The organism is Bacillus sp. NPDC060175, from assembly GCF_042728695.1.
Classification (GTDB): Bacteria; Bacillota; Bacilli; order Bacillales; family Bacillaceae_G; genus Bacillus_A.
In genome coordinates this window covers 150,396-176,451 of sequence record NZ_JBHWYR010000003.1, presented here as the reverse complement: position 1 = coordinate 176,451, position 26,056 = coordinate 150,396, and the positions used below count along the sequence as shown (strand labels likewise).

Annotated in this window: 23 protein-coding genes and 1 riboswitch; of the genes, 14 read left to right on the top strand and 9 right to left on the bottom strand. The window is 37.9% G+C overall.

Annotated features, from left to right (window positions below; translation table 11 throughout):
- Positions 1-3: 3 nt before the first annotated feature.
- Complete coding sequence (locus ACFWDE_RS03130; RefSeq protein WP_002112931.1) at positions 4-321, bottom strand: magnetosome magnetite crystal formation protein family; 318 nt, start codon at positions 319-321, stop codon at positions 4-6.
- A 285-nt stretch (positions 322-606) separates the two neighbouring features.
- Here ACFWDE_RS03130 and lldP point away from each other — a divergent pair, with 285 nt between their 5' ends.
- Positions 607-2,262 (top strand): L-lactate permease, encoded by a 1,656-nt coding sequence (gene lldP / locus ACFWDE_RS03125; RefSeq protein ID WP_088060539.1) that lies wholly within the window; start codon positions 607-609, stop codon positions 2,260-2,262.
- Positions 2,263-2,332: 70 nt separating this feature from the next.
- A riboswitch (TPP riboswitch) is annotated at positions 2,333-2,448 on the top strand.
- A 112-nt stretch (positions 2,449-2,560) separates the two neighbouring features.
- The gene (thiC, locus tag ACFWDE_RS03120) at positions 2,561-4,321 is read left to right on the top strand and encodes a phosphomethylpyrimidine synthase ThiC (protein WP_377889947.1); all 1,761 of its coding nucleotides are present in this window, start codon (positions 2,561-2,563) and stop codon (positions 4,319-4,321) included.
- Positions 4,322-4,577: 256 nt separating this feature from the next.
- Here the strand turns inward: thiC and ACFWDE_RS03115 are convergent, their stop codons facing one another.
- Together ACFWDE_RS03115 and cydA are read right to left on the bottom strand one after the other, a co-directional pair.
- The gene (locus ACFWDE_RS03115) at positions 4,578-5,603 is read right to left on the bottom strand and encodes a cytochrome d ubiquinol oxidase subunit II (protein ID WP_377889945.1); all 1,026 of its coding nucleotides are present in this window, start codon (positions 5,601-5,603) and stop codon (positions 4,578-4,580) included.
- Positions 5,596-6,951 carry a cytochrome ubiquinol oxidase subunit I gene (gene cydA, locus ACFWDE_RS03110; protein WP_002144830.1) on the bottom strand — a complete coding sequence of 452 codons (1,356 nt, stop codon included), beginning with the start codon at positions 6,949-6,951 and terminating at the stop codon, positions 5,596-5,598. Before cydA ends, ACFWDE_RS03115 begins: the two co-directional genes overlap by 8 nt.
- Positions 6,952-7,204: 253 nt before the next feature.
- Here cydA and ACFWDE_RS03105 point away from each other — a divergent pair, with 253 nt between their 5' ends.
- Both ACFWDE_RS03105 and ACFWDE_RS03100 read left to right on the top strand, forming a co-directional pair.
- The gene (locus ACFWDE_RS03105; protein ID WP_377889942.1) at positions 7,205-7,372 is read left to right on the top strand and encodes a hypothetical protein; all 168 of its coding nucleotides are present in this window, start codon (positions 7,205-7,207) and stop codon (positions 7,370-7,372) included.
- Positions 7,373-7,443: 71 nt separating this feature from the next.
- Positions 7,444-8,529, top strand: a complete 1,086-nt coding sequence (locus ACFWDE_RS03100; protein ID WP_377889940.1) for a transcriptional regulator — start codon at positions 7,444-7,446, stop codon at positions 8,527-8,529.
- An 86-nt stretch (positions 8,530-8,615) separates the two neighbouring features.
- On the opposite strand, the gene ACFWDE_RS03095 is transcribed toward ACFWDE_RS03100, so the two are convergent.
- On the bottom strand, positions 8,616-9,500 hold the full coding sequence (locus ACFWDE_RS03095; RefSeq protein ID WP_377889938.1) for a LysR family transcriptional regulator: 885 nt from the start codon (positions 9,498-9,500) through the stop codon (positions 8,616-8,618).
- Positions 9,501-9,635: 135 nt separating this feature from the next.
- Here ACFWDE_RS03095 and ACFWDE_RS03090 point away from each other — a divergent pair, with 135 nt between their 5' ends.
- Entirely contained in the window at positions 9,636-11,636 is a 2,001-nt protein-coding gene (locus ACFWDE_RS03090; RefSeq protein WP_377889936.1) for a YhgE/Pip family protein, read from the top strand.
- A 40-nt stretch (positions 11,637-11,676) separates the two neighbouring features.
- Here ACFWDE_RS03090 and ACFWDE_RS03085 read toward each other — a convergent pair whose 3' ends face one another.
- The 3 genes from ACFWDE_RS03085 to ACFWDE_RS03075 form a co-directional block, all read right to left on the bottom strand.
- Positions 11,677-12,057 (bottom strand): VOC family protein, encoded by a 381-nt coding sequence (locus tag ACFWDE_RS03085; protein WP_377889934.1) that lies wholly within the window; start codon positions 12,055-12,057, stop codon positions 11,677-11,679.
- Positions 12,058-12,099: 42 nt separating this feature from the next.
- Entirely contained in the window at positions 12,100-13,257 is a 1,158-nt protein-coding gene (locus ACFWDE_RS03080; protein ID WP_377889932.1) for an acyltransferase, read from the bottom strand.
- Positions 13,258-13,406: 149 nt separating this feature from the next.
- On the bottom strand, positions 13,407-14,624 hold the full coding sequence (locus ACFWDE_RS03075) for a dicarboxylate/amino acid:cation symporter (RefSeq protein ID WP_377889930.1): 1,218 nt from the start codon (positions 14,622-14,624) through the stop codon (positions 13,407-13,409).
- Positions 14,625-14,847: 223 nt separating this feature from the next.
- Between ACFWDE_RS03075 and ACFWDE_RS03070 the strand changes: the two genes are divergently transcribed.
- The 8 genes from ACFWDE_RS03070 to chbG all read left to right on the top strand — a co-directional run bounded on the left by ACFWDE_RS03070 (position 14,848) and on the right by chbG (position 21,359).
- A complete protein-coding gene (locus ACFWDE_RS03070) occupies positions 14,848-15,150 on the top strand; it encodes a PTS sugar transporter subunit IIB (RefSeq protein ID WP_033707682.1) in 303 nt (100 codons plus the stop codon).
- Between the two features lie 14 nt (positions 15,151-15,164).
- Entirely contained in the window at positions 15,165-16,466 is a 1,302-nt protein-coding gene (gene celB / locus ACFWDE_RS03065; protein ID WP_377889928.1) for a PTS cellobiose transporter subunit IIC, read from the top strand.
- A gap of 9 nt (positions 16,467-16,475) precedes the next feature.
- Positions 16,476-16,793, top strand: coding sequence for a PTS sugar transporter subunit IIA (locus ACFWDE_RS03060; protein WP_002068354.1), 318 nt, complete (start codon positions 16,476-16,478; stop codon positions 16,791-16,793).
- Between the two features lie 350 nt (positions 16,794-17,143).
- A complete protein-coding gene (locus ACFWDE_RS03055) occupies positions 17,144-17,446 on the top strand; it encodes a PTS sugar transporter subunit IIB (protein WP_001023563.1) in 303 nt (100 codons plus the stop codon).
- A gap of 16 nt (positions 17,447-17,462) precedes the next feature.
- The gene (celB, locus tag ACFWDE_RS03050; protein WP_002129949.1) at positions 17,463-18,770 is read left to right on the top strand and encodes a PTS cellobiose transporter subunit IIC; all 1,308 of its coding nucleotides are present in this window, start codon (positions 17,463-17,465) and stop codon (positions 18,768-18,770) included.
- A 181-nt stretch (positions 18,771-18,951) separates the two neighbouring features.
- Positions 18,952-19,275: a PTS lactose/cellobiose transporter subunit IIA gene (locus tag ACFWDE_RS03045; protein WP_215587075.1), complete on the top strand. Its 324-nt coding sequence runs from the start codon at positions 18,952-18,954 to the stop codon at positions 19,273-19,275.
- A gap of 3 nt (positions 19,276-19,278) precedes the next feature.
- Positions 19,279-20,604: a 6-phospho-beta-glucosidase gene (celF, locus tag ACFWDE_RS03040; protein ID WP_098477743.1), complete on the top strand. Its 1,326-nt coding sequence runs from the start codon at positions 19,279-19,281 to the stop codon at positions 20,602-20,604.
- A gap of 50 nt (positions 20,605-20,654) precedes the next feature.
- Positions 20,655-21,359: a chitin disaccharide deacetylase gene (chbG, locus tag ACFWDE_RS03035; protein WP_377889924.1), complete on the top strand. Its 705-nt coding sequence runs from the start codon at positions 20,655-20,657 to the stop codon at positions 21,357-21,359.
- 40 nt (positions 21,360-21,399) lie between these two features.
- On the opposite strand, the gene ACFWDE_RS03030 is transcribed toward chbG, so the two are convergent.
- Positions 21,400-22,581 (bottom strand): chromate transporter, encoded by a 1,182-nt coding sequence (locus ACFWDE_RS03030; RefSeq protein WP_377889922.1) that lies wholly within the window; start codon positions 22,579-22,581, stop codon positions 21,400-21,402.
- A 189-nt stretch (positions 22,582-22,770) separates the two neighbouring features.
- Between ACFWDE_RS03030 and exsM the strand changes: the two genes are divergently transcribed.
- Positions 22,771-23,184 carry an exosporium regulatory protein ExsM gene (gene exsM, locus ACFWDE_RS03025; RefSeq protein WP_002144845.1) on the top strand — a complete coding sequence of 138 codons (414 nt, stop codon included), beginning with the start codon at positions 22,771-22,773 and terminating at the stop codon, positions 23,182-23,184.
- A gap of 159 nt (positions 23,185-23,343) precedes the next feature.
- On the opposite strand, the gene ACFWDE_RS03020 is transcribed toward exsM, so the two are convergent.
- Positions 23,344-26,022 (bottom strand): sigma-54-dependent transcriptional regulator, encoded by a 2,679-nt coding sequence (locus tag ACFWDE_RS03020; RefSeq protein WP_377889920.1) that lies wholly within the window; start codon positions 26,020-26,022, stop codon positions 23,344-23,346.
- Positions 26,023-26,056: the final 34 nt, after the last annotated feature.

Sequence of the window (26,056 nt, the reverse complement as noted above, 5' to 3'; positions counted from 1 at the left end):
AAACTAAGCTTTCAGTACCTTAATACCTTTCACGATATTCCAAACGAAGTAGTATAAGCTAATGATTCCGCAAATGCATAAGACGATGATTGCTCCAATTCCAAGTGTTACGTCTGGTTGATCAGATCCGATGCCCATAATTCCTAAAATAACTAATCCAATAAATGAAGCGATGCTTGGAATGATATGTGTCCATAGAGCACGTTTTGCATGTGGTTTCGTTTCAGAATCGCCCACAATCCACACGATAATAGGGAATAAGATAGGCGCGAATAGTACACTAAAGTATGATAAAGCTGCTAATATTTTGTTTCCGTTCATATATATCACCTCATAAGTAATGTCCGTTGTTATACCTTTAGTATGCAGTAAATTTGGTAAGCTTCCTATCGATTAACATTACAAGAACGTGACGTTTTTGTAAGATTTTCCGTTTAAATGATAAAATTTTCAAAAAAATCTTTTTAAATGAAAATTGGTGTGATAAAATTAATGAAAACGTTTTCGTAGGCGTTTATATTTTTTAGACTTAAAGGTATGATGACCTGATAGTCTATTGATAAGGTTATATCTATTTAAAAGGGGATTCTTTAGGGGGAGAGAACAATGAACACATGGACACAAGTTTACGATCCGTTCGGTAACATTTGGATTTCGGCAGCAGTCGCACTTATTCCAATCATCTTTTTTTTCTTAGCTTTAGCAGTTTTCCGCATGAAGGGGTATGTGGCAGGATTTATTACAGTTGTATTAACGATTTTGGTGGCGTTATTTGCGTATAAAATGCCATTCACAATGGCAATGGCAGCGACTGGATACGGTTTCTTATACGGATTATGGCCAATTGCGTGGATTATCATTATGTCAGTATTTTTATATAAAATTTCTGTGAAAACAGGTCAATTTGATGTCATTCGTGCATCTGTATTATCCATTACGAATGACCATCGTTTACTCGTTATTTTAATCGGGTTTTCATTTGGAGCATTTTTGGAAGGGGCAGCAGGATTTGGTGCACCAGTAGCGATTACGGCAGCGCTTCTTGCAGGTCTTGGGCTAAATCCTTTATATGCAGCAGGTCTTTGTTTAATCGCAAATACTGCACCAGTAGCGTTCGGAGCGATGGGGATTCCGATTACAGTTGCTGGACAAGTAACAGGCATTGATCCACATAAAATTGGACAAATGGCTGGGCATCAATTACCGTTCTTATCTTTATTTGTTCCGTTCTTTATCGTATTTTTAATGGATGGTTTTAAAGGAGTAAGACAAACGTGGCCTGCTTTATTTGTAGCTGGTAGTTCATTTGCAATTACACAGTTTATTACAGCGACGTTTTTAGGACCAGAACTTCCTGATATTACGTCAGCGCTTGTAAGTTTAGTAAGTTTATCGCTATTCTTAAAAGTTTGGCAGCCGAAAGAAATTTATCAGTCTAAAGAAGCAAATAGTGAAGTAGCAGCAACGACGACATCTATGCCGAAACTAACAGTAGGAAAAGTAGTAAAAGCATGGTCTCCGTTCATTATTTTAACTGTGATGGTAGTCATTTGGAGCCAAAGTTTCTTTAAAGCATTATTCGCTCCAGGTGGTGCTTTAGAAAGTCTCGTATTTAAATTTGAAGTTCCAGGCTTGCACAATTTAGTAATGAAAGCAGAGCCAATTGTAAATAAACCAACACCTTATGAAGCAATCTTGAAATTAGATGTTTTATCAGCGACTGGAACAGCAATTTTAATTGCTTGTATCATTTCTATCTTTATTTTGAAAATGAGTGCAAAAGATGCAGTAGCAACATTTAAAGAAACGTTAAACGAACTAAAAATGCCAATTCTATCTATTGGATTCGTATTAGGATTCGCATTTATCGCAAACTATTCTGGTTTATCTTCTACATTAGCGTTAGCACTTGCAGGAACTGGCGGATTATTCCCGTTCTTCTCACCATTCTTAGGCTGGATTGGGGTATTCTTAACAGGATCAGATACGTCAGCGAACGCACTGTTCTCGAATTTGCAAGCAATTACAGCGCAGCAAGTCGGTGTATCTGAAGTGCTTCTCGTTGCAGCAAATACAACGGGCGGTGTAACAGGTAAAATGATTTCTCCACAATCAATTGCGATTGCTTGTGCGGCAGTTGGACTTGCTGGGAAAGAGTCAGATTTGTTCCGCTTTACATTGAAGCATAGTTTATTTTTCGTTACTATTGTTGGGATTATGACGTATGTGCAGGCTTATTATTTAACGTGGATGATCCCGTAAACGAAAAATAAATAACCTTTGCATTTTTCAGATTATAGGGTATGATGGGAAAGTATTGAAAATTAAATCAGTGATAAACTAGGGGTGCCTAACGTATGCGTAGGCTGAGAGAGAAGCGTGTGAACTTCTTAACCCTTTGGACCTGATCTGGCTCGTACCAGCGTAGGGAAGTTAACGGCTTTACATAATTATGTCTTTATGAGCCAGGTCCTTATTTTTTTATGGACCTGGCTCTTTTTATTTTGGCATACGCTGGCCATATCTCGTCCTTGTCACGAACAGGGGGGCAATAAAGGTTATGAAACAGTCTGTTTCTGCAGAGCAAATTGAATTGAAATCGAGTTTACCAGGAAGTAAGAAAGTGTATGTGGATGGGCCTCGCGCGGGTATGAAAGTGCCGATGCGCGAGATTGAACAAAGCGATACGAATGGTGTTCAAAATCTGCCAATCCGTGTGTATGATACGAGTGGACCTTATACAGATCCAGAGTATAAAGTTGAGCTGGAAAAGGGGATTCCAACGCCGCGCCACTCTTGGACCCTGGGGCGTGGTGATGTAGAAGGATACGAAGGGCGCGAAGTAAAACCAGAGGATGACGGTGTGAAAGTGGCTTCAAAACATACACCTGTTTTCCCGCAAATGGACCGTAAGCCGCTTAGAGCGAAGCAAGGTGCAAATGTTTCGCAAATGCATTATGCGCGTAATGGCATTATTACGTCTGAGATGGAATATGTTGCGATTCGTGAAGGGGTAGAGCCTGAATTTGTTCGTAAGGAGATTGCAGAAGGTCGTGCGATTTTGCCGGCGAACATTAACCATCCTGAAGCGGAACCGATGATAATTGGACGTAATTTTCACGTAAAGGTAAATGCAAATATCGGAAACTCTGCTGTATCGTCTTCTATTGCAGAAGAAGTAGAGAAGATGACGTGGGCGACTCGCTGGGGTGCAGATACGATTATGGATTTATCTACAGGTAAAAACATTCATACAACACGTGAGTGGATTATTCGTAATGCCCCGGTACCAGTTGGAACTGTGCCAATTTATCAAGCGCTTGAAAAAGTAAACGGAATTGCAGAGGATTTAACGTGGGAAGTGTACCGCGATACGTTAATTGAGCAGGCGGAGCAAGGCGTTGATTACTTCACGATTCACGCGGGTGTATTACTTCGTTACATTCCAATTACTGCAAAGCGTATGACAGGTATTGTTTCGCGCGGTGGTTCGATTATGGCGCAGTGGTGTTTATTCCATCATAAAGAAAACTTCCTATATACTCACTTTGAAGAGATTTGTGAAATTATGAAGCAGTACGATGTTTCTTTCTCTCTTGGAGATGGATTACGTCCAGGTTCTATTGCAGATGCAAATGACGAAGCGCAGTTTTCTGAGCTTGAAACACTTGGTGAATTAACAAAAATCGCTTGGAAACATGATGTGCAAGTTATGATTGAAGGACCTGGGCATGTACCGATGCATTTAATTAAAGAAAATATGGAGAAAGAACTTGATATTTGTCAGGGTGCGCCGTTCTATACACTTGGGCCGTTAACGACAGATATTGCACCAGGTTATGACCATATTACATCAGCGATTGGTGCTGCGATGATTGGCTGGTTTGGAACGGCGATGCTTTGTTATGTAACACCGAAAGAACATTTAGGTTTGCCAAATAAAGATGATGTACGTGCGGGTGTTATTACGTACAAAATCGCTGCGCATGCAGCCGATCTTGCGAAAGGGCATAAAACGGCTCATCAGCGTGATGATGCACTTTCAAAAGCACGATTTGAATTCCGTTGGCGCGATCAATTTAATTTATCTTTAGATCCTGAACGCGCGATGGAGTACCATGATGAAACGTTGCCAGCAGAAGGGGCGAAAACAGCGCATTTCTGTTCAATGTGTGGACCGAAGTTTTGTAGTATGAGAATTTCGCATGATATTCGTGAATATGCGAAAGAAAATGACTTAGAAACGACAGAAGCAATTGAAAAAGGAATGAAAGAGAAAGCGGTAGAATTCAAAGAAACTGGTAGTCACTTATATCAATAACACGTTACACCTCTTTACTTGATTGATCACACTGTACCTAACTTAAATATAGAAGAAGCCCCCTTTGCTAAGACGGTAGCAAAGGGGGCTTCTGTTGTTTATCCCGCTATTTGTGGGCAGTAAAACTCCCACCTCAAAATTCGGCTGGAGCAAAGAAGTTAGGTGGGAGATCAACTGCCCGTAAACGCCCGATTGGTGAAGGCTAATAATCAGTGGGGGATGAACAAACCCCCCCACTGATTAAAGTTTCACTTTATTATTTTCCCTTCAAAAAAGTTCGATCCTTCAAGAATAAATTCCAGAAGAAAATGAATCCTGGTAGTAAAATTGCAATCCCGATTGCGTAAAGAATAAGAAGCGCATAGAATGTTTCGACCGTCGTAAAGCTTGTAAATACAGTTACGTCCGGGTAAATGATATACGGTAAATGGGCGACGCCGTAAGCGTAGCTTGCAAATGCATATTGAGCGACGACAGCTAAAACTGCAATGCGAGGAAAGCCTAGTGTGCTGTACTTCTTATTTGTCCACCAAAGGGAGGAATATCCGATAACAAATAAAATGATAGAGACTGTAAACCATGGGAATTGCTTTATTAGTCCTTGCATAAGCCAGTGTGTTTCAGGGTCCATTACAACGAGAGCGATAATAGCAGTCACGAGCGTTGCAGGACCAAGTATGATGGCATTTCTCCTATAAATTCGGTACGTATCTTCAGAACCTTGTTCCCTAGCAAAATCAGCAAGAAAGAGAGATGATAGAAATAGTTCCGAAGTTAGTCCGAAGAGCATATAACAATAAATAACGGGACTAGAAAGAAGTTTTCCGTAAAGGAGCACTTCTTTTCCTTCAGACATCGTAATATAGGCACCTTCTGTAACGGGTAGAACGGTAATTAATAGAGCTGGGATTAAGAGCCCTGTAATACCTGAAATAATCCGAAGAAGGTGTTGGTACTTTGGCAGGGAGTAAGCGAATACCATAAATGTACTGCGAATCGCAACGAGTACTAAAATTAACATAACTGGTACAAACATAACCGTTGCCAGGGTAAAGGCTGCTTTCGGAAAGAAACCGAGAAAAGCGACAACGACAAAGACAAGAAACGTATTTGTTACTTCCCAAGTTGGTGATAAGTACCGATTAGCAAGCTTGGCAGCAAGCGTCGGGTGTTTAGCGTATACCATGCCCCAAAAACCAGCTCCAAAATCAATAGACCCTAGTATGCTATATACGAAAATAAGAGCCCATAAGATGATGATTGCAATGCTTTCCTCATGCACGAGAATCGCCTCCTTCGTGATGTAAATCATTCTTTAACGGATGTTTCTTAAAGAATGTCCGTAGTACAAAGACTGTTAAAATACCGAGTCCAATATATAAAATGATGAATAAAACAAATAAAGGACCGACGAAATCAGCGCGTGTAGAAGCATCGACCGTGCGTTGCATGCCATAAATTGTCCATGGCTGACGACCACTACAACTAAAAATCCATCCGAATTCAATACCGAGCAACATAACGGGTCCACATGCGGCAGCTCCCCAAAGAAGCCACTTCGGTAACTCTACTCCTTTTTTTCGGTAAACAAAGTGCCAATATAAGAGGGCAATAGCTGCAACTGCAAAGGTAAAGGCAGCAGTGCCGACCATTAAGTTGAACAGTGTATGTGTGTAAAATGGTGGCCACGTTTCTTGCGGGAATTCCTTTAGACCTTTTACAACGGTGCTAGGGTCTAGTCCCACTAATAAGCTAAGCATGTTCGGAATTTCAAGGGCATAGTTTAGTTCAAGTGTGTTAGGATCCACAACTCCGCCAAGCGATAATGGAGCGTGGGATGTCGTTTCAAACAAAGCTTCAGCAGATGCTAGTTTTTCAGGTGAATGTTTATGTAAGGCAATAGCAGATTCGTGTCCTGAAAGCCACATCGTAGCACCAGTGATAAATGTAACGACAAGCCCTAACAGTAATCCTTTTTTATGGTAAGCAATTTCACGCGCACTCAAATTTTTCTTTAATAATTTAAATCCAGCGATAGAAGCGATAACAGCTGCTCCAGTTGTATAGGCTGTAATAACGACGTGGAATGCACTTGTGCCAAAGCTCGGATTAAAGAAAGCTTTCCACGGATCAACGTTAAAAACTGAGCCATCTGGACCCATTGAAAAGCCCGCAGGTGTATTCATCCATGTATTTGCTGATGTAATAAGCACGGCGGATGCAGTGGCACCAATCATAACGAAAAATAGCGAGATTAATCTCATAACTGGAGGTAATTTATCAGCTGCATATACATAAATAGACATGAATAAAGCCTCTAAAAAGAAGGCGAAAATCTCAATTTGAAATGGAACGGAAATAACTTGACCAACAATTTTGGCGAAACCAGGCCAAAGAAGTGAAATTTGTACACCAACAATTGTTCCAGTTGGAATTGCTACGCCGAGAAGGATAGCAAAAGCCTTTGTCCATCTTTTTGCCATAATGGCATAGTCGGAATCTTTCTTCCAGTGATAGAGTATTTCACTTATAAAAATCATTAAAGAAAGCCCGACTCCAAGCGTTGCAAAGATAATGTGGAATGCTAATGAAGAACCAAAAAATGCCCTTGCTAATGTTACGGTATCCATATGTATACTCCTCTTCTTTTTTGCCATTATTTTCTGATTGAATTGGAAGATTTATTCAAAAAACTGCCAAAAATATATATGTATTTAAAAAATGAGTATGGTAATATAATGTTTGAATATTCTGAAAAGAAAGAAATTAAAATTTGATAATATTTTGTTTGTTTTTTATGGCTGAATCTTTTATAATCTTTTATGCGAACGTAAGTTCTGTTTCCGGGATGAAGAAGTTTATGTGAAATGGAGAGGGTGTTTTATGTATCCTGAAGTCATTAAAAAGATGGCATTTTCAAGAGAGCATAGAGATTTATTATTAAAGTTATATAATAAAGAAATTACGCGTCGTGAATATGATCGACTTGTGGAATCGCTATATAGACCTTCTAAAGAGGCTGCGAAGGATAAGGTGGGAGAGACAATCTAAAGGATTGTCTTTTTTATATTTGCGTATGTTCTGGTAAAATTAAGGTTAGTCTTACTAGGGAGGTGAAGAGTTTGCGAAAACGTTTATATATAGGGATTGGGGTTATTCTCTTAATCGCTTTAGGTGGAGTTGTATTTTGGTCAGCTTTACAAGGAAATCGTACCGAGCATTTTATTTTACGACATATGGTGAATGAAAATGGAACACTTGCAACGTACCGTTTAGCAGATACAAAGGTAGGAACGGGTGAAGCGAAGGGCCGTGAAGCTTTATCAGAATCTGCAGGGTTATGGCTACAATATACGCTTGATAAAGATGATCAAGCTTTATTTGATGAACAAGTGAAGGTTATTCAAAATAATTTTGTACATAAGGATCACATCGTTATATGGAAAATCTCTGAAAAGGGAGAAATGCAGTCAGCCACAAATGCACTTATAGATGATCTTCGTATTATTGAACAATTATATCGTGCTTATGAAATATATAAGGAAGAGCGCTATAAAAACCTTGCTGATCAATTGAGCAATGCTGTACTTCGTTATAATAAAAAAGATAATTATTACGTGGATTATTATGATGCAGATGCAGGTAAACAAAATAAGTTTACAACAACATCTTACATAAATCCTCATGCATTCTCTTATATGAAAAAATACGGGAAAGTGTCTGCTGAGCAATATCAGGAAGTGGTTCAGTTTTTAGCTAATTATCCAAGGCAGGGCTGGGCATTCCCGAAAGAGTATAAAGATGATGGGACATTCACGTATGATAAAGAAGTGAATCTTATTGATCAATCATACGTTGCTTATCATCGTAGTTTAGGTGGTCTTTCATCAGATGCTTATTTGGAATTTATAAAGAAGAAATTTCGCGAAGACGGAAAGTTATACGGTCGTTATAACTTAAAAACGGGAAAACAAGCTGTGAACTATGAATCACCAGCATCTTACGGATTAACAATTTTGTACGTACTACAAACAGGTGATACAAAGTTTGCGAAGGAATTGTATGAGCGAATGACTACATTCCGAAATGATAATGTATTTAGTAGATATTATGGTGGATATGTAACAGGTGAGAATAATAATACACATATTTTCGATAACGTACTACCGCTTTTGGCTGAAATGGAATTGGAGAAGAGTAAAAAATAGAAGGTGCCATCCTAAGAGGTGGCGCCTTTTTATGTTTTCGTTATTTGTTGATAGATTGATATATTGAAAAAATCGTTTATATAACTTTACGTCCTAATATTGGAGAAGTAATCAATCACAAACTCACGAAATTGCTGGGCGGTTTTTGATAAGTAACGTTTCTTTGACCAACTTAGGCCAATTGTTCGCTTACAAGCGGGTGCAATAATACGCAGCTTGTTTGATGCTAAAGTAGAGTTTTTTAATAGCGTTAAGCTTGGAACAAAAGCAATGCCAAGTCCTTGTTTTATTAAATCGCTAATAACAGTTGGTTCATCTACTTCAAAAGAAATATGCGGAGTGAAACCAGCTTCTTTACAAAATTCATCTGTTAAGTGTCGGAAGCCGTAACCAGTGTTCATACTAATGAACGCTTCGTCTTTTACTTCATGCAGATGAATACTTTCTCGGCTTGATAACCGATGTCCTGAAGGAATGACTAAGAAAATTTCTTCTGTAATAAGTGGCTCCCAAACAACTTCTTCTCCTTCAATTGGTACGGAGGAAATGCAAAAATCGATTTCCCTATCATCTAGTTGTCGTTTCATAGAGGGAGTAGATGCGAGAAATTGTTGGAATCGCACGTTAGGATGTTCTAATAAAAAAGAACCGAGGAGTTCCGGTAATATTCTCGGAATAGAAACGGCTAATGTAATAGAGCCTTGTTGTAATGCAGCTAAATCTTTAATTTCTCGTTCTCCTTCGCTTAACTCTTGAAAAATACAATCCACTCGTTTTAGAAATGCTTTTCCGAAAGAGTTTAATGTGATTTTTCGACCTTGTCGATCAAATAAAGGGACACCTAAGTCCTTTTCTAGTCTCGCAATTGTTTTGCTGAGAGAAGGTTGTGCGATACGTAATTCTTCAGCTGCTTTCGTCATATGTTCTAACCGTGCAACTACTTGGAAATATTTTAATTGAAGAAGTTCCATCATAAATCTCCTTTATATAGACCATAAGGAATGAATTAATAATTAAAGATGTATTATACAGTATGGAAAGTGACGTGTATAGTAAATCTGTTAAACCATTCGAAGGTTGTTAAATTAGAAGAGGGAGTATTTTTCATGAAGGGAATTCAACTTATATTTAAAGATTGGAAGGCGATGTGGAACCATAAGCATGGGCGTATCGCTTTAATTTTTTTACTAATTGTTCCTTTAATTTATGCAGGGTTCTTTTTAGCTGGATATTGGGATCCGTATGGACGATTAGATAAATTACCTGTTGCAGTTGTTAATTTAGATAAAGGTGCTGTAATGGATGAAAAAACAATCCAGGCTGGAGACGATTTTGTTAAAAATTTAAAAGAAAATAAGGAACTAGCTTTTCATTTTGTATCAGAAAAAAATGCTGATGAAGGGCTAAAAGAAGATAAGTATTATATGGTTGTTACGATTCCGGAAGATTTCTCTAAAAAGGTAAGTACACTAATGGATGAGAAACCGGAACCGGCGAGGCTGCAGTACAAAGTAAATCCAGGGAAAAACTTTGTAGCAGCTCAAATTGGAACGACAGCTGTTGAAAATATGAAAACAAAAATCTCAAATAGTATTACGAAATCTTATACAGAAGGTGTCTTTTCAAAGTTTCAAGATTTGGCACAAGGGTTGAGTGATGCAAGTAACGGTGCTGAGAAGTTACATGAAGGAACGACGGATGCAAAAAATGGGGCGAATCAGCTTGCAGATGGTATTCATCGTTTAAATGATGGAACAGTGAAGTTAAAAGAAGGAAGTGATAAGCTTGCCTCTAGTCAATCGGCTTTAACTGGGGGAGCAAATGAGCTTAGTCAGGGAGCGACATCACTTCATAATGGTATGGAGCTGCTAGCGCAGGGTGAGAAGTCTTTACAATCAGGAGTTAGTGAATTAAGTGCTGGCACTAATGAGTGGGTGAGCGGAAGTGAGAAACTTGCTGAAGGACAAGCAAAAGTAGATAACGCAGCCAATAGTGTAAAAAAACAATTAGAAGAGTACGCGAAAAATCATCCAGAAGTACAGCAAGACCTTGAGTTACAGAAAATCATTGCTACTTCTAACGGATTGGCTAAAGCAACAAATACATTAAACACGAGCCAACAACAATTGACGCAAGGTACGAAGAAATTAGCTGATGGTCAACATAAAATCGAAGAAGGTATGAATACATTTGGTGTTAAGTTAAGTGAAGCTACGGCTGGAACGAAAAAAATAGCAGATGGTACTTCGAATTTAGCTGATGGATTTACGAAGTGGGGAAATGGATTTACATCATTACAAGAAGGTGTAAATCATCTTGCAAGTGGTGGAACGGAACTAAATAATGGTACTGGGAAGTTAACTGATGGACTTATTAAACTCGATGGTGGTGCGAAGGAACTTTCTACGAAATTGGAAGAGGGTGCAGAGAAGATAGCTGATGTTCGTAATGATGATGCGCGCAATGCGATGTTCTCAGAGCCAGTTCAATTAGTGAAGTCAACAGTTTCTGACGTACCTAACTACGGTTCAGGAATTGCACCATATTTCTTATCACTGGCATTCTATGTCGGCGGAATTATGGCATCAAATATTTTACCTCTTGGTCGTAGACAAAATATGAAGGTAAGCGGAACGGTACATTTTATCAATAAGTTAGGCTTAGTATATTTAATTGGATTAATTCAAGCGTTGATTGTAGATGTAGCTGTGCTTGGGATTATGAAATTAGAAGTTGTAAGTGTACCACTGTTCGTTTTATCAAGTATTATTATTTCCTTTACGTTCATGACATTTATTCTTATGTTAGTAACGGTATTCGGCATTGTTGGGAAGTTCGCAGCGGTAACGCTTCTCGTTCTTCAATTAGCGACGAGCGGAGGTACTTTCCCAGGAGAGTTAAATATAGCTGTGCTTAGCAAAATTGGACAGTTTCTCCCAATGTCTCATTCTCTTAGAGGATTACAGGATGTTATCACTTTAGGAGATTGGTCGCAATTACGAATGCAAATTTTAATTTTATTATGCTATCTCGTTGTTGCCGGCGGAATTGCTTGGATAACGAGTCATATACAGCATAGAGAAACGAATACAGAACAAGTGTCTTAAAATGAAAGAAGCTAGCCGATTTTTTCGGATAGCTTCTTTTTTATTTACGTTCCATTACCGCAAAGTAATTATTTTCATTATCAGCAAAGTTGAATGCTCTACCAGTAGGTAAATCTACAACTTGTCCAACTGTAACATTTTTCTCAGAAAGGTCTTTATATAGACGGTCTAAGTCATTTGAGAAGAACATAAGTGAAGGTGTATTAAGATTTAGTTCAGGTTGCATCTTCGCGATTAACGCTTTATCGTGAAGGACAATGCTTGTTCCAGCATCTTTTGCCGGCGCAATTTCAATCCAGCGAAATCCTTGGCCGTTATTTTCTTCCGCAATGATTTGGAATCCTACTGTTTCTGTCCAAAACTGTACTGATTCATCTTGGTTATTTACATATAGCATAATTTGTCCAACTTGATTAATCATAGGTGTGTCCTACTTTCTTTTCTTATATGAAATACTATTATATCAAATATATGGTTTAAATACTTTTTCATGATTTTTCCGAATGGCAATCTTCGCCCATTTCATATTTGTCGTAGGGGAAGGCCCTGTAATCCACGTATGAAATGGTAGTATGCTGCCAATGACCATTGCTGAAATAGAGATTGTGGTCGTTAATATAAATAGTAATAGGCTATATAATATTGTGTTTTCTTGCAGTGCGAATAAGGAAAGAAATTTTGTACATAGTTGCAAGAAGAAAAAATGAGCTAAATAAGCGCCATACGTGTAATTCCCGATAAATCGTAAAGCTTTATATAAGAAACCGCGTCGCTGTACAATTGTAATAGATAACACGTACAGTATCATAATTTCACAAACAATATATAAAAACATGGACGGTTTTAAATAAGTAGAAACTGTTAAATGAATAGAATTGGCGCCGTAAAAACTAAATAACTCATAATTGATGAATAAAAATAAGATGAAAAATAGTATTGTGATAAGCGGAATATGTTTCATGACAAATATACGCCAAGTTTTTAATGATACAGCAGCTATTCCTCCCATGACGAAATAGAATGAGTAGAAGAAGAAGGAACGATCTGTATAATGTAAAATGGTTGAACTAGTCAGTTTCTCTCCATTAAAAATGTAGTGAGAAGAGTACCACATTAAGAAGAAATATAGACAAGCGAAAATGGTCATATATTTATATATGTCTTTTTTATTTTCTATTCGTTTTTGAAACCAATAAAATAGTGTGCATAGTAAAGGGAACAATAAGTGAATTTGGAACATCATAATAACATACCAAAGGTGAGGAGCAGCTGTTCCGAGTAATAAGCTTTTTATTCCGCTTTGTAATGTAATAAGATCGTTTGTTGTTAATAAGTAAAGAATAGACCAAAAGAAATAAGGAATGAGTAAGTGTGTCGCTTTTTCAGAAATATATTCTTTATATACCAATTGCTTTGTATAGTGACGAATTAAGTGAAATCCAACGATAAATATGAATGCAGGTGCTGAAAATTTTGCAAGATTAAATAGCATGCCCATAATGAGGGATTGCTCAAGTAAGACATTTCCTTGATTCATTGTATATAATAAGGAACTTTGCAAAACGACAGCAAGAAATGCAATGCTTTGCAAAACTTTAAATTCTGGTGCGCTTTGTGTCATCGTGTCCATCCCCTTCTCCATACATGATTATAGTACGGAGTAAGGATAAGAGGTGTGGAATATTTGTGAAGATTTTAACAAATTTGTGGCAGTAGTGATTGATATAAATAGAAAGAGGATGCTCTAAACGAGCATCCTCTTTCTATTTATTAAGCAAATTTATTTTTGATCCAGTTTTTACCTTCTACAAGACGAGCTGTCATTACGGCACAAGCGTTATCTCCTGTTACGTTTAACACTGTTGCAGGAGGATCGATGATTGTACTAATTGCTGCGATAATTGGCAATGCTTCTGGTGGGAATCCATATAGAGAAACGATTAACATTTCACCAATCATACCTCCGCCCGGAATAGCACCCATTACTGTTCCTACTAATAGAGAAACAACAAGTGCAATTGCTAATGTTTTCGGTCCTTCGAATTCCATGTTGAAAATACCGAATAAGAAAGCAATTTTTAATACCCCGCCTAAAACAGATCCGTCTTTATGAAGTGTAGATCCAAGAAGGACAACTGTTTCACGAACGTCAGAAGAAATACCCATTTTCTTCGTTGCTTCTAAGTTCGCTGGAATACTTGCGGCACTACTACAAGTTGCAAGTGATGTAACTGTAGGAGAGACCATGTTCTTCCAAAATACTTGTACACCTTGTTTGCGACCTGCAAGGTACGCATAGAATGTAAAGAATACAAAGAAGTAAATAAAAGAAGCTGGATAGTATACCATTGCTGCTCGGAAGTAAGTTCCAAGAAGTTGTGGTCCGAATTCACCAACTAATGCTGCGAAGTAGGCAGCTAGTCCGATTGGAGCGTAGTACATAATGAAAGATACAACTTTCATTGAAATTTCTGCACCAGCTTGTAGGAATGTAGCGAATGGTTTTCCTTTTTCACCAACTGCTGAAGTTGCAACCCCCATTAAGATAGAGAAGAAAATAAGAGCTAACATGTTCTCACGAGATAGTAACTTTGAAAAGTCTGATACTGTTATGATACCAACAATTTGATCAGCAACGCTAACTGCTTTTTCAGCTTTATCAGGCTGCGTTAGTTCTAATACAACACCTTGTGCTGGCGGGAATACTTTCACGATAATAATCATAAAAATAGCAGCTAAAATACTTGTAAATAAGAAAGTTCCAGCCATACTAGACATAATTTTACCGAAACGTTTTAATCCATCCATATTAGCAATAGATGATGCGATGCTAAAGAACACTAACGGTACAACAATCGTAAACATTAAGTTTAAGAAAATGTCACCAAGCGGCTTTAAAGCAACTGCATCGGCACCCATGAAATAACCAATGAAACCACCAATTAGGATAGAAGATAATAAAATAAGCGGAAAGCGATATGCCTTCATAAATATACCCTCCTATCGATTATAAAAAATCATACTGAATCATTATAGCGAGTTAGAGACTTCTTTACTAGGAAAATACGGATAGATGGAATAGCGTGAAAACCGAGAAATTTTTGTGTTTAAGCTCGGCATACAGCAAGAAATCTAGACATATATATTTGTAACCTAGTGGTGGTAAGGGATGGGCCATAACTTAGGTTTAGAAAAGGGGGAGGGAAACAGGATGAATATTTTGCTTTGCTGTGCAGCGGGAATGTCTTCCAGCTTGATTGTTACAAAAATGGAGAAAGCGGCACAGGGAATGGGGATAGAGGTGAAAATTTGGGCTGTATCAGGTTCAGAAGTGCGAAATCATATTGATAATGCAGATGTACTTTTACTTGGCCCACAAGTACGTTATTTATTACCGAAGATGAAAGAATTATGTAAGGAGAAGGGGATACCTGTTGATGTCATTCAATCCGTCCATTACGGACTTTGTAATGGAGAAGCTATCTTGCAGGCAGCATTGTCAATGAAACCATGAGGAGAGTGAGATAGATGATACGGCTTTTAGAGAAATATGTGATGCCAGTGGCAGGGAAGGTTGCAGAGCAGAGGCATTTGCTAGCAATCCGTGATGGACTTGTCTTGACGATGCCGTTCTTAATTATCGGATCAATTTTTCTTATTATTAGTACATTACCAATTCCAGGGTATCATGAATTTATGGCGAGTTTGTTCGGGGAAAATTGGAACATAGCATTAGGGTATCCAGTTAGTGCAACTTTTAATATAATGGCTTTAATAGCTGTTTTTGGAATCGCTTACAGGTTGGGTGAGTATTATAAAGTGGATGCTTTAGCATCTGGTGCATTATCGCTTGTAACCTTTTTACTCGCAACTCCATTTCAAGTTGCATATATTGTTCCAGGTACGAAAGAAAGTATACTGGTAGATGGAGTAATTCCAGCGGCATTAATGGGAAGCCAAGGTTTATTTGTAGCGATGATTATTGCAATTATATCTACTGAAATATACCGATTTCTTGTGCAGAAAAAGATGATTATAAAGATGCCTGAGACAGTTCCACCAGCAGTAACGCGTTCATTTGCAGCACTTATTCCAGGATTTATTGTTGTGACAGTTGTTTGGATCATTAGATTAATTTTTGAACAAACAACTTTCGGAAGTATTCATAATGTTGTAGGGAAGCTGTTGCAAGAACCACTTAGTGTACTTGGTGCTAGTCTTTGGGGAGCAGTTATAGCCGTTATTCTCGTTCATGTCCTTTGGGCGTGCGGAATTCATGGAGCTACAATTGTAGGCGGTGTTATGAGTCCAATTTGGTTATCATTAATGGATCAGAATCGAATTGCTTTTCAAGCTGGTCAAGATGTACCGAATACAATTACGGCACAGTTCTTTGACTTATGGATTTATATGGGTGGTTCAGGTGCGACTCTAGCTTTAGTTGTAGGAATGCTACTATTTGCACGAAGCCAGCAATTAAAAAGTTTAGGACGGTTGTCGATTGCACCTGGTATTTTTAATATTAATGAAATGGTGACTTTCGGTATGCCGATTGTAATGAATCCGCTTTTACTTATTCCATTTATATTGGTTCCAGTTGTGTTAACAATTGTTTCTTATTTCGCAATGGAATGGGGATGGGTGGCTCGACCAAGTGGTGCTACTGTAACATGGACTACACCAATTCTATTTAGTGGATATTTAGGATCGGGTGGTAAAATTTCAGGTGTTATTTTGCAACTTGTTAACTTTGCATTAGCATTCTTTATTTACTTACCGTTCTTAAAAATATGGGATAAACAAAAGTTGGCAGAAGAAAAGGGGGAGTAAAGAACTAAAATGGATACGATAGAAACGAAGGCTTTTCATTTAATTTTGCATGGGGGAAATGCGAGAAGTTGTTCAATGGAGGCAATTGATTGCGCAAAGCGCGGGGAGTTTACAGAAGCAGAGGCTAAATTACAAGAAGCGCTAGATGAATTAAAAGAGGCGCACCGCTTACAAACGGAGCTTATACAGAAAGAAGCTGGCGGGGAAAAGACAGAAGTTACCCTTCTGATGGTGCATGCGCAAGATCATTTAATGAATGCAATTACGGTAAAGGAATTAGCGAGTGAGTTTGTAGAATTATATAGGAAGATGTCAGTGACTGAATGAACCTTGCGTATGCAAGGTTTTTTTATTTTATTAAATAATAGTGGGTTAAAATAATAAATTATTTTTTACTGAAAAAAGTTTTTTTAGCGTTTTTTTGTTTTAAACACAACTAGACAACCAAACACTAATCTATTTTCATACAGTTATGTGTTAAAAGCGTGTTGTTTTATAACACACTGTGTGTTTTTCGGGTGACACACTATTTGAAAGCGGTAACACACAAAGAAATCACTCGAAAAAAGGCTGATTTTAGGCATTTTTAAAAGTTGGCACGCTAATTGCATTAATAAATAGCGTAAAGAAAAATAAATAAACATAAATTTTTTATACTACACAAGGGGGATTTTCAAATGAATATTTTATTATGTTGCTCAGCAGGGATGTCTACAAGTTTACTAGTTACAAAAATGGAAGCGGCTGCAAAAGCTCGCGGTTTAGAAGGAAAGATTTGGGCTGTATCTGGGGATGCAGTAAAAAACAATATCGATCAAGCAGATGTACTATTATTAGGACCACAAGTTCGTTACATGCTTTCTTCAATGAAAACGCTTGCTGATGAGAAAAACGTTGGAATTGATGTTATTAATCCAATGCACTACGGCATGATGAATGGAGAAGCAGTTTTAGATCACGCACTAACACTTAAAAAATAATTAGGGGGGAAGCGAAATGCAAAAATTTATTGCATTTATGGAGAAATATTTAGTTCCAGTCGCAGGAAGAATCGGATCGCAGCGTCATTTAGTTGCAATCCGTGATGGTTTTATCGCAGTTATGCCTCTTATTTTAGTTGGATCGTTTGCAGTACTTATAAATAATCTACCGGTTGATGCATTCCAAAAACTTATGAAGGGTGCATTTGGGGATGTTTGGAAAGATATCGGCGGTGGTATGTGGACAGGGTCCTTTGCAATATTAGCCCTCATAGCCGCAGTTGGGATAAGTTATAATTTAGCGAAATCTTACGGTGTAGACGCGTTGTCAGCAGCAATTATTACATTCGGTGCATTAATTATTATATCTCCGACAACGCCAAAAGAAGGCGGTATCGATTTAGCTTGGACAGGATCACAAGGTTTATTCGTTTCTATCATTGTAGCTCTTCTTGTAACCGAGGTATTCAGGTTCTTTGTTCAAAGGGATATTACAATTAAGATGCCAGATGGTGTTCCACCAGCAGTAATGAAATCCTTTGCAGCATTAGTACCAGCATTTGTTATTTTAATCGCAACAGCAAGTATTCAATTAGCTGTGAAATTAGCGGGAACAAGTATTCATAAAATCGTATTTGAAACAATTCAATTACCATTACAAGGTTTAGCAGGTACATTACCAAGTGCAATTATTGTAGCTCTACTTATTCACGTATTATGGTTCTTCGGATTACATGGCCCTAATATTATTGGTGGTATTATCGACCCAATCTATTTACCAGCACTAGAAAAGAACATTAAATTATTTAACGATGGTATGTCTGCATATGATGTACCACACATTTTCACAAAGCCATTCTTTGATGTATACGTATACATCGGTGGATCAGGTGCAACATTAGCATTCTTAGTAGCAGTAATGCTTGTTGCAAAGAGTGCGCAACTTCGTGGTGTAGGTCGCGTATCTATCGGTCCTGGTTTCTTCAATATTAACGAACCAGTTATTTTCGGTACACCAATTGTATTAAACCCAGCGTTAATCATTCCATTCGTACTTACACCAGTTGTATTAGTTATTACTTCTTATACAGCAATTTCCTTAGGATGGGTGCCAAAAACAGTTGCTTTAGTTCCATGGACAATGCCACCAATCTTTAGTGGTTATCTTGTAGCAGGTGGAAGCATTGCTGGTGCTGCATTGCAGCTAGTAAACTTTGCAATCGCGGTAGTTATTTACTATCCATTCGTATTAATGTGTGACCGTACGTATGTACAAGCTGCGAAAGCTGAAACAAAAGGAAACGACAATTCAGTATCACTTTAAAAAGTGTTGTTCTGACGAGTTTGTATAGCTCGTCAGAACAATTACCTTTACATCATGTTCAAAAAGATGGAATACATCTACAAGAACACCAAACTATCATTAATAAAATAATAATTTAATAGACATGTTCAAACTGAAGGGGTATTTAAATCGGTTGAACCTTATAGAGAGGGCGGTAATTATGATGACTACAGCAGAACAAATTCCATTCCAATTGATTTTAAATAGTGGTAATGCACGAAGCTTTGCAATGGAGGCGCTTCAATTTGCAAAACAGGGGAAAATGGCGGAAGCAGACGAAGCGATGGTAAAGGCGAAAGAAGCGATTAATGAAGCGCATCATTTCCAAACAGAGCTCATACAATCAGAAGCAAGAGGGGAAAAAACAGAGATTAGTGTTCTTTTAATTCATGCACAAGATCATTTAATGAATTCTATTACAGTAAAAGAATTAGCAGCAGAATTTATTGACCTTTATAAAAAGCTAGAAGTGAAAGGGGAATAAAGCATGACTGGAATTAAAATTGCTACAATCGGCGGTGGATCTAGTTATACACCAGAGTTAATTGAAGGATTTATTAAACGTTATGATGAGCTTCCTGTTCGTGAAATTTGGTTAGTAGATATTGAGGCAGGAAAAGAGAAGTTAGAAATCGTTGGTAACTTAGCGAAACGTATGGTGAAAAAATCAGGTTTACCAATTGATATTCATTTAACACTTGATCGCCGTGAGGCATTAAAGGATGCTGACTTCGTAACAACACAGCTTCGCGTAGGTTTATTAGAAGCACGTGCAAAAGATGAAGCGATCCCGTTAAAATATGATGTAATTGGTCAGGAAACGAATGGTCCTGGTGGTTTATTCAAAGCACTGAGAACGATTCCTGTTATTTTAGATATTTGTAAGGACATGGAGGAACTTTGTCCAAATGCATGGTTAATTAACTTTGCGAATCCAGCTGGTATGGTAACAGAAGCTGTCCTTCGTTATACAAATATTCAAAGAGTAGTTGGTCTATGTAACGTTCCAATCGGAATTCGTATGGGTCTTGCAAGATTACTTGAAGTAGATGCAAGCCGTGTCCACGTTGATTTCGCTGGTTTAAATCATATGGTATACGGATTAGATGTATACTTAGATGGAGTAAGCGTAATGGACCGTGTACTAGAACTTGTAACAGATCCAGAAAAGCAAATTACGATGGAAAACATTGCTGCACTTAACTGGGAGCCAGACTTTATTCGCGGTCTTCGTGCAATTCCATGTCCATACCATCGTTACTACTATAAAACACGTGAAATGTTAGAAGAAGAGAAAGAAGCTTCGATTGAAAAAGGTACACGTGCAGAAGTAGTAAAACAATTAGAAGATGATTTATTCGAGTTATATAAAGACCCGAATTTAGATATTAAGCCACCACAATTAGAAAAACGCGGCGGAGCTTATTATAGTGACGCAGCATGTAGCTTAATTACGTCTATTTACAATAATAAAGGTGATATCCAGCCTGTTAATACACGAAACAACGGAACAATTGCAAGCTTGCCACATGATTCGGCTGTTGAAGTGAACTGTATTATTACGAAGGAAGGTCCAAAACCAATTGCGGTTGGAGACTTACCGGTACCAGTTCGCGGTTTAGTACAGCAAATTAAATCATTTGAGCGCACAACAATTGAAGCTGCTATTACAGGGGATTATCATAAGGCGCTGCTTGCTATGACAATTAATCCACTTGTACCATCTGATAAAGTTGCAAAACAAATTTTAGATGAAATGTTGGAAGCACATAAAGAACATCTTCCACAGTTCTTCAAAAAGGTAGAGAAATAAAAGCGGCGCTATTTAGCCCGCTTTTTTTTATTCTAGTAGGAGGTATTGCGATGATTAAGTTAATTGTAAATGCAGATGATTTCGGTCTTACGGAAGGTACAAATTACGGAATTATTGATGGACATAAAAACGGGCTTGTAAATTCAACGACGATGATGATGAATATGCCAGGGACAGAGCATGCCGTACGTTTGGCGAAAGAGTATAAAACGTTAGGAGTAGGAGTGCATCTCGTATTAACGGCAGGAGAACCGCTTCTTAAAGACGTTCCATCACTTGTGAGTAGCGATGGATTGTTTCATAAACAAAGTGTTGTATGGGAAGGCAATATAAATCCAGAAGAGGTTGAAAGAGAGTGGACGGCTCAAATTGAGAAATTTTTGTCTTACGGTTTAACACCAACTCATTTAGATAGTCATCATCATGTGCATGGATTAACGCTTTTACACGACGTTCTTGAGAGCTTAGCAAGTAAATATAATGTTCCGATTCGTCGGTGTGAGGAAGAGCGAGCGGTGCGCCCATTTTCTGATGTGTTTTACAGTGATTTTTACGCTGACGGTGTGACGGAAGATTATTTTGTGAAGTTAAAGGAAAGAGTACAGGACGAGCAAACGGTAGAAATTATGGTGCATCCAGCTTATATTGACCCAGAGCTTGTGAAACGTTCTTCTTACGTAATGGATCGCGTGAAAGAGTTGCGCATTTTAACGGAGAGTGAGCTGCCTGAGGGAATGGAGCTTGTGAAGTTTTGATAGGAAAACGACGGCTAAATGGGGCCGTCGTTTTTTGTGCTTACAAAATGGATAGAACATATCCGCCAAAGGCTCCGAGTATAACGATAACCCAAGGTGGTGTTTTCCAAAAAGCGAGTAAGCAAAATAGAAGAGAAGCAAAAACGAAATCTACAGAATTCATAATTGTACTCGTCCAAATTGGATCATAAAAAGCTGCAAGTAAAATACCGACAACGGCCGCGTTTACTCCAAGTAGTGCACCTTGTATGTAAGATACTCTCCTTACACTGTCCCAAAATGGTAAAACACCAACAACAAGCAGGAAAGCAGGAAGAAAGATAGCGATCGTTGCAATAACTGCTCCGGTGGTTCCATTTAGCACTGCTCCTATATAAGAAGCGAATGTAAATAGTGGCCCTGGCACTGCCTGTGTTAATCCGTATCCAGCTAGAAATTGTTCTTTTGTCATCATCCCGTTTTGTACAAACTCACTTTCAAGAAGAGGAAGTACGACGTGCCCTCCTCCGAATACAAGTGCACCAGAGCGATAGAAACTGTCAAATAAAGAGATGAAATAAGAGTACGGTCGTAACATTGGTAGCAGTATTAATAGTCCGAAGAATAAGATGAGACAAGACATGGCTACCATTTTTGAAATAGGTACGTTTATTTTATTTGCTTGGCTAACGGGTTGGTCGCGATATAAAAACCAGCCGATAAAGCCAGATACTATAATGAGAATTACTTGTGTCCAGCTACTTGGCCATAATAGGGCGATTGCGGCAGTCGCAATTGCGATTGTTGCACGGTTTCGGTCCGGTGTTAACTTTTGAGCCATTCCCCATATTGCATGAGCGACAATTGCGACCGCTACAAGTTTCAGTCCATGAATCCAGCCTGTACTTCCAAGCTCGAATTGGTTAAGGAATGAAGCGAAGAAAACTAAAACGAGAACAGACGGGAGAGTGAATCCAATCCATGAAATAATTGCTCCTAATAGTCCACCTCGTAATAATCCAACTCCCATCCCGACTTGGCTGCTAGCAGGGCCAGGAAGGAATTGGCATAGTGCTACTAAGTCTCCGTAACTTCGTTCATCCATCCATTTTTTTTTTTGCACGTATTCATGGTGGAAATAGCCGAGATGGGCGACAGGACCACCAAATGAAGTAAGTCCTAATTTAAATGAGACGAGAAAAATCTCTAATAATGATTGAAAAGAATAGTTGTTATTTTTCAAGATACCCTCCCAGAATGTTTTTCTAAGTGCATTATACAAGAGGCAGTAAAGTGAATGAAATGATTTCTATGTAAAGATTTTGTGAATCTTTTAGTTGTAATTAAAATTTGAAAAAGTCATAAATGATTATGTCTAAACCATAAAGTAGTAGAAGTAGTGCTGGGAAATTTATATGAGGAGAATGCCCGTATGACAACACATTTCTTTGCTAGGTTAACAGGGAAGAGGGAAGTACCTCCTGTAAATACAGAAGCTTACGGTGTAACAGAGCTCATTTTTAGTGAAGATTTAAAGAAGTTGCAATATCGGGTCATATTAAAAAACATAAAAAAAATCACGTCATGCCAAATTCATTTAGGAAAAGCGAATCAAATTGGTCCAGTTATTTTAAGTTTGTTTGGTCCGTTAGAGCAAGGAATTAGTGTGAATGAAGGAGTCGTTACTGGTGTAGCTAAAGTGGAGGATTTTGAAGGGCCTTTACAGGGGAGAGCACTTGACAGCTTGTTTCAAGAGATAATGCAAGCAAATGTATATGTAAATGTTAATACGAAATCTAATAAAAAGGGAGAAATAAGAGGGAGAATAAGGGAAGTAAAGAAGTAAGCGAAAAGGCTGTCCAAAAAAACATTTTGGAACAGCCTTTTCTAATTATAATGGGTGCCATGTTTATCAATTATTGTCGGTAAGTCGATATCCTATGTCGAATCGCCGATATAATTTCACTTACTACGTATTAGGTACTACTCTAAAATATTGCCTAGTTTAACTTTTTACAGGTTGATTTTTGATGAAGAAGTCCATTACATAAAATACTTCGTCATCTGGTATTTGTATTTCAAATGTATTTTCGATAGGTTGCAGTGCTTTTTTCACTTTCATATACATCCAGTACTCATCTTGTCTTCGTTTCTCTTTATCAGGATGAGGGAGGAGACTTTCGCCTTTTTGAAGACGGTCAACCATGCAGCTCATATGCAAAATCACACCCATTAAACTGTCGGGAGTTAGCTGTAAAGAAATCAATTCCTGAATTGTATTTAATGCATAGCGAATTGTTTTAATAAGTAATGCCCCATCGTTACGCTGCATTTGTTGTTCAAGAATATCAGCCATTTTCGCATATGTTTCTTCATACGTAATCAATTCTTGAATTGGTTGAATAGCTGTGTAGTTCACAATGTCTTGGAAATGATATGTTAAGCAAGGTATTTGCATATCGAAATTCGTGACGATACAAATGATATTACGCTCTTTTTTTATGTTCTCGATCATTTTCGTTAAATCTTTTTCATGAACGATGCTAATCGGAATAATTTCAATTAAGTCTTTATCAAAGCGTAAATAGTTCTCTAACATTTTTTGAATTGCTAAAGCACTTCCTTCGCCAGTTAAACAAGCTGTTAAAATCACGGATTTCATTGGCGATAGCGGCTTTTTCTTTTCTTCCTGTACGTTTAAATAGAACGGCGTTAAGTTCTTCACTGTTTCGTATAGTGCATCTAATGAGTAGCCAAGCTGAGCTTTTCGAGCTGCTTCTAGTGCGTGTGGTGTACTCGTCATTGAAAGAACACGGACAGGGATTTTGAATTCAGTTTCTAATATATCACCAATATAAGCGAGAGATCCCATATCAACAAGTAAGAGAAGCCCGTTTACATTTTGAAGTGTTTTCATATACACTTTAACACGCTCTAAGAAGTCTTTCGGTGATTCATGCAAGGGCATATCGATACCAGTTACTTCATCAATACCGAGAAGTTCGTTTGCAACGTTTGCCATTTCTGTTGCGATGCCATTACCGTGTGCTAATATTAATACTTTTACTTCTGTTTGTGAGGCAGGAATTGGATCAACAACGAAGAACATTGTTAAAAAGCCAGCTTCATCAATAGGCATTGTTAGTTGTAATTCTTCTTCTAATAGCTGAATACATTGCATAGCTACGGAAAAAGCTTCTTTATATTTCGTACGAATTTGATTTAATTGTGGGTGGTGAATTTGTTTCCCGCCCTGTAAACGTTGTAGAGTTGTCTGTACATGTAAACTTAAAGCGAGAAACACTTTTTCATCGAAAGTTTTAGATAAATATTTTTCAGCTAGTTCCGCAATTTTTTCACATACGGAAACGATATTACGATCCACAATTTTAAAAACATTTTCATGACTTGTTTTTTTAGATATTTGGTTAAAGTATTGGACGAAAAAGCTTTGAACATCATTTTCTATTAGTAATTCTAATTCTTCCTCTTCAATGCCGCGTGCTTGAAGTTCTTCATATTTATAATCAATATAATCGTAAATAGAAGAGCGACTTCCTTCGGGTTTTATTGTATGTTTACTCCAACCTTCATCACCTGTAAATACAAATGTTTCATTTGGTATTTGATATAGATGACGGCTCTTTCTTTCAATAAATAATCCCTCTTTCATATACCAAGGTAAATCTGTACTTGAAACACAGACAGAATCACGTTTTTTTGTTACGAGATCAGAATAAGCTTTCGCACAGGCAATTTGTACGTCCGTTTTCAATTGGCCGATGTTATTTGGACAATTGTAAAAGACGAAAGCACGCATTGCATTTGGACTAACATGAATCTCTTTCCTTAGACGAATTGCTTCATTTGTGAAAAATAGCTGTAGTAAGGCAAACCGTTCTTTATGTGTTCGCTCACGAAGTGGTGGAAGCGTAACGGTCATCGGAATACGTCTTGTAAATGTTTTTAATAAAAATGAATTTGGTTCTTCGGTTGTGGCAGTAATAATCAACACTCGTGCCTTACGTTCATTTTCTGTTTCTCCAAGGCGGCGGTATACTCCGCGATCAATAAATGTGAAGAGCATCTCTTGTCCTTCTGGAGGAAGGCGATGTACTTCATCTAAGAAAAGGATTCCTTCATGTGCTTTTTCAATTAACCCTTTTTGATCACTGGCACCTGTGTAAGCTCCTTTTTTTATCCCAAATAACTGTCCAAGTAGTAGTTGTGGATTGTTTGCATAATCAGCACAGTTAAAGACGATAAAAGGTGCATCTTTTGGAAGTTGATCCACTTCAATTGCGTATTCGTGCATTAAAGAAGCGAACATCGATTTTCCGACACCTGTTTCTCCAAGTAGTAAAGTATGCATACCGTTTGGAGGATAGAGAATAGAAGCTTTGGCTTTTTCAATTGCAATTTTTAGGCTTGTATTTTCAATAGCAAATGTATCTAATGAAGTGCCCTTTGTTGAATGCGTTTCCAATGAAGTGTTCGTTTCTATATAAAAACGGACAGGGCGTGTACTCGTTTTTAATAAACGATTATCTTTCACAAGCTTGTTTAAATCGCTACTAACATTCGCACGGTCTAACTGTAGAAGTGTAGCGAGTTCTGATGCTGTTACACCTTCTGTATAATTCCCTTTTTGTATTGCGTTAAAAATGAGATCTATTCGTTTCATTTCTATTCACCTCGAAACTTCATCACTATTTAAA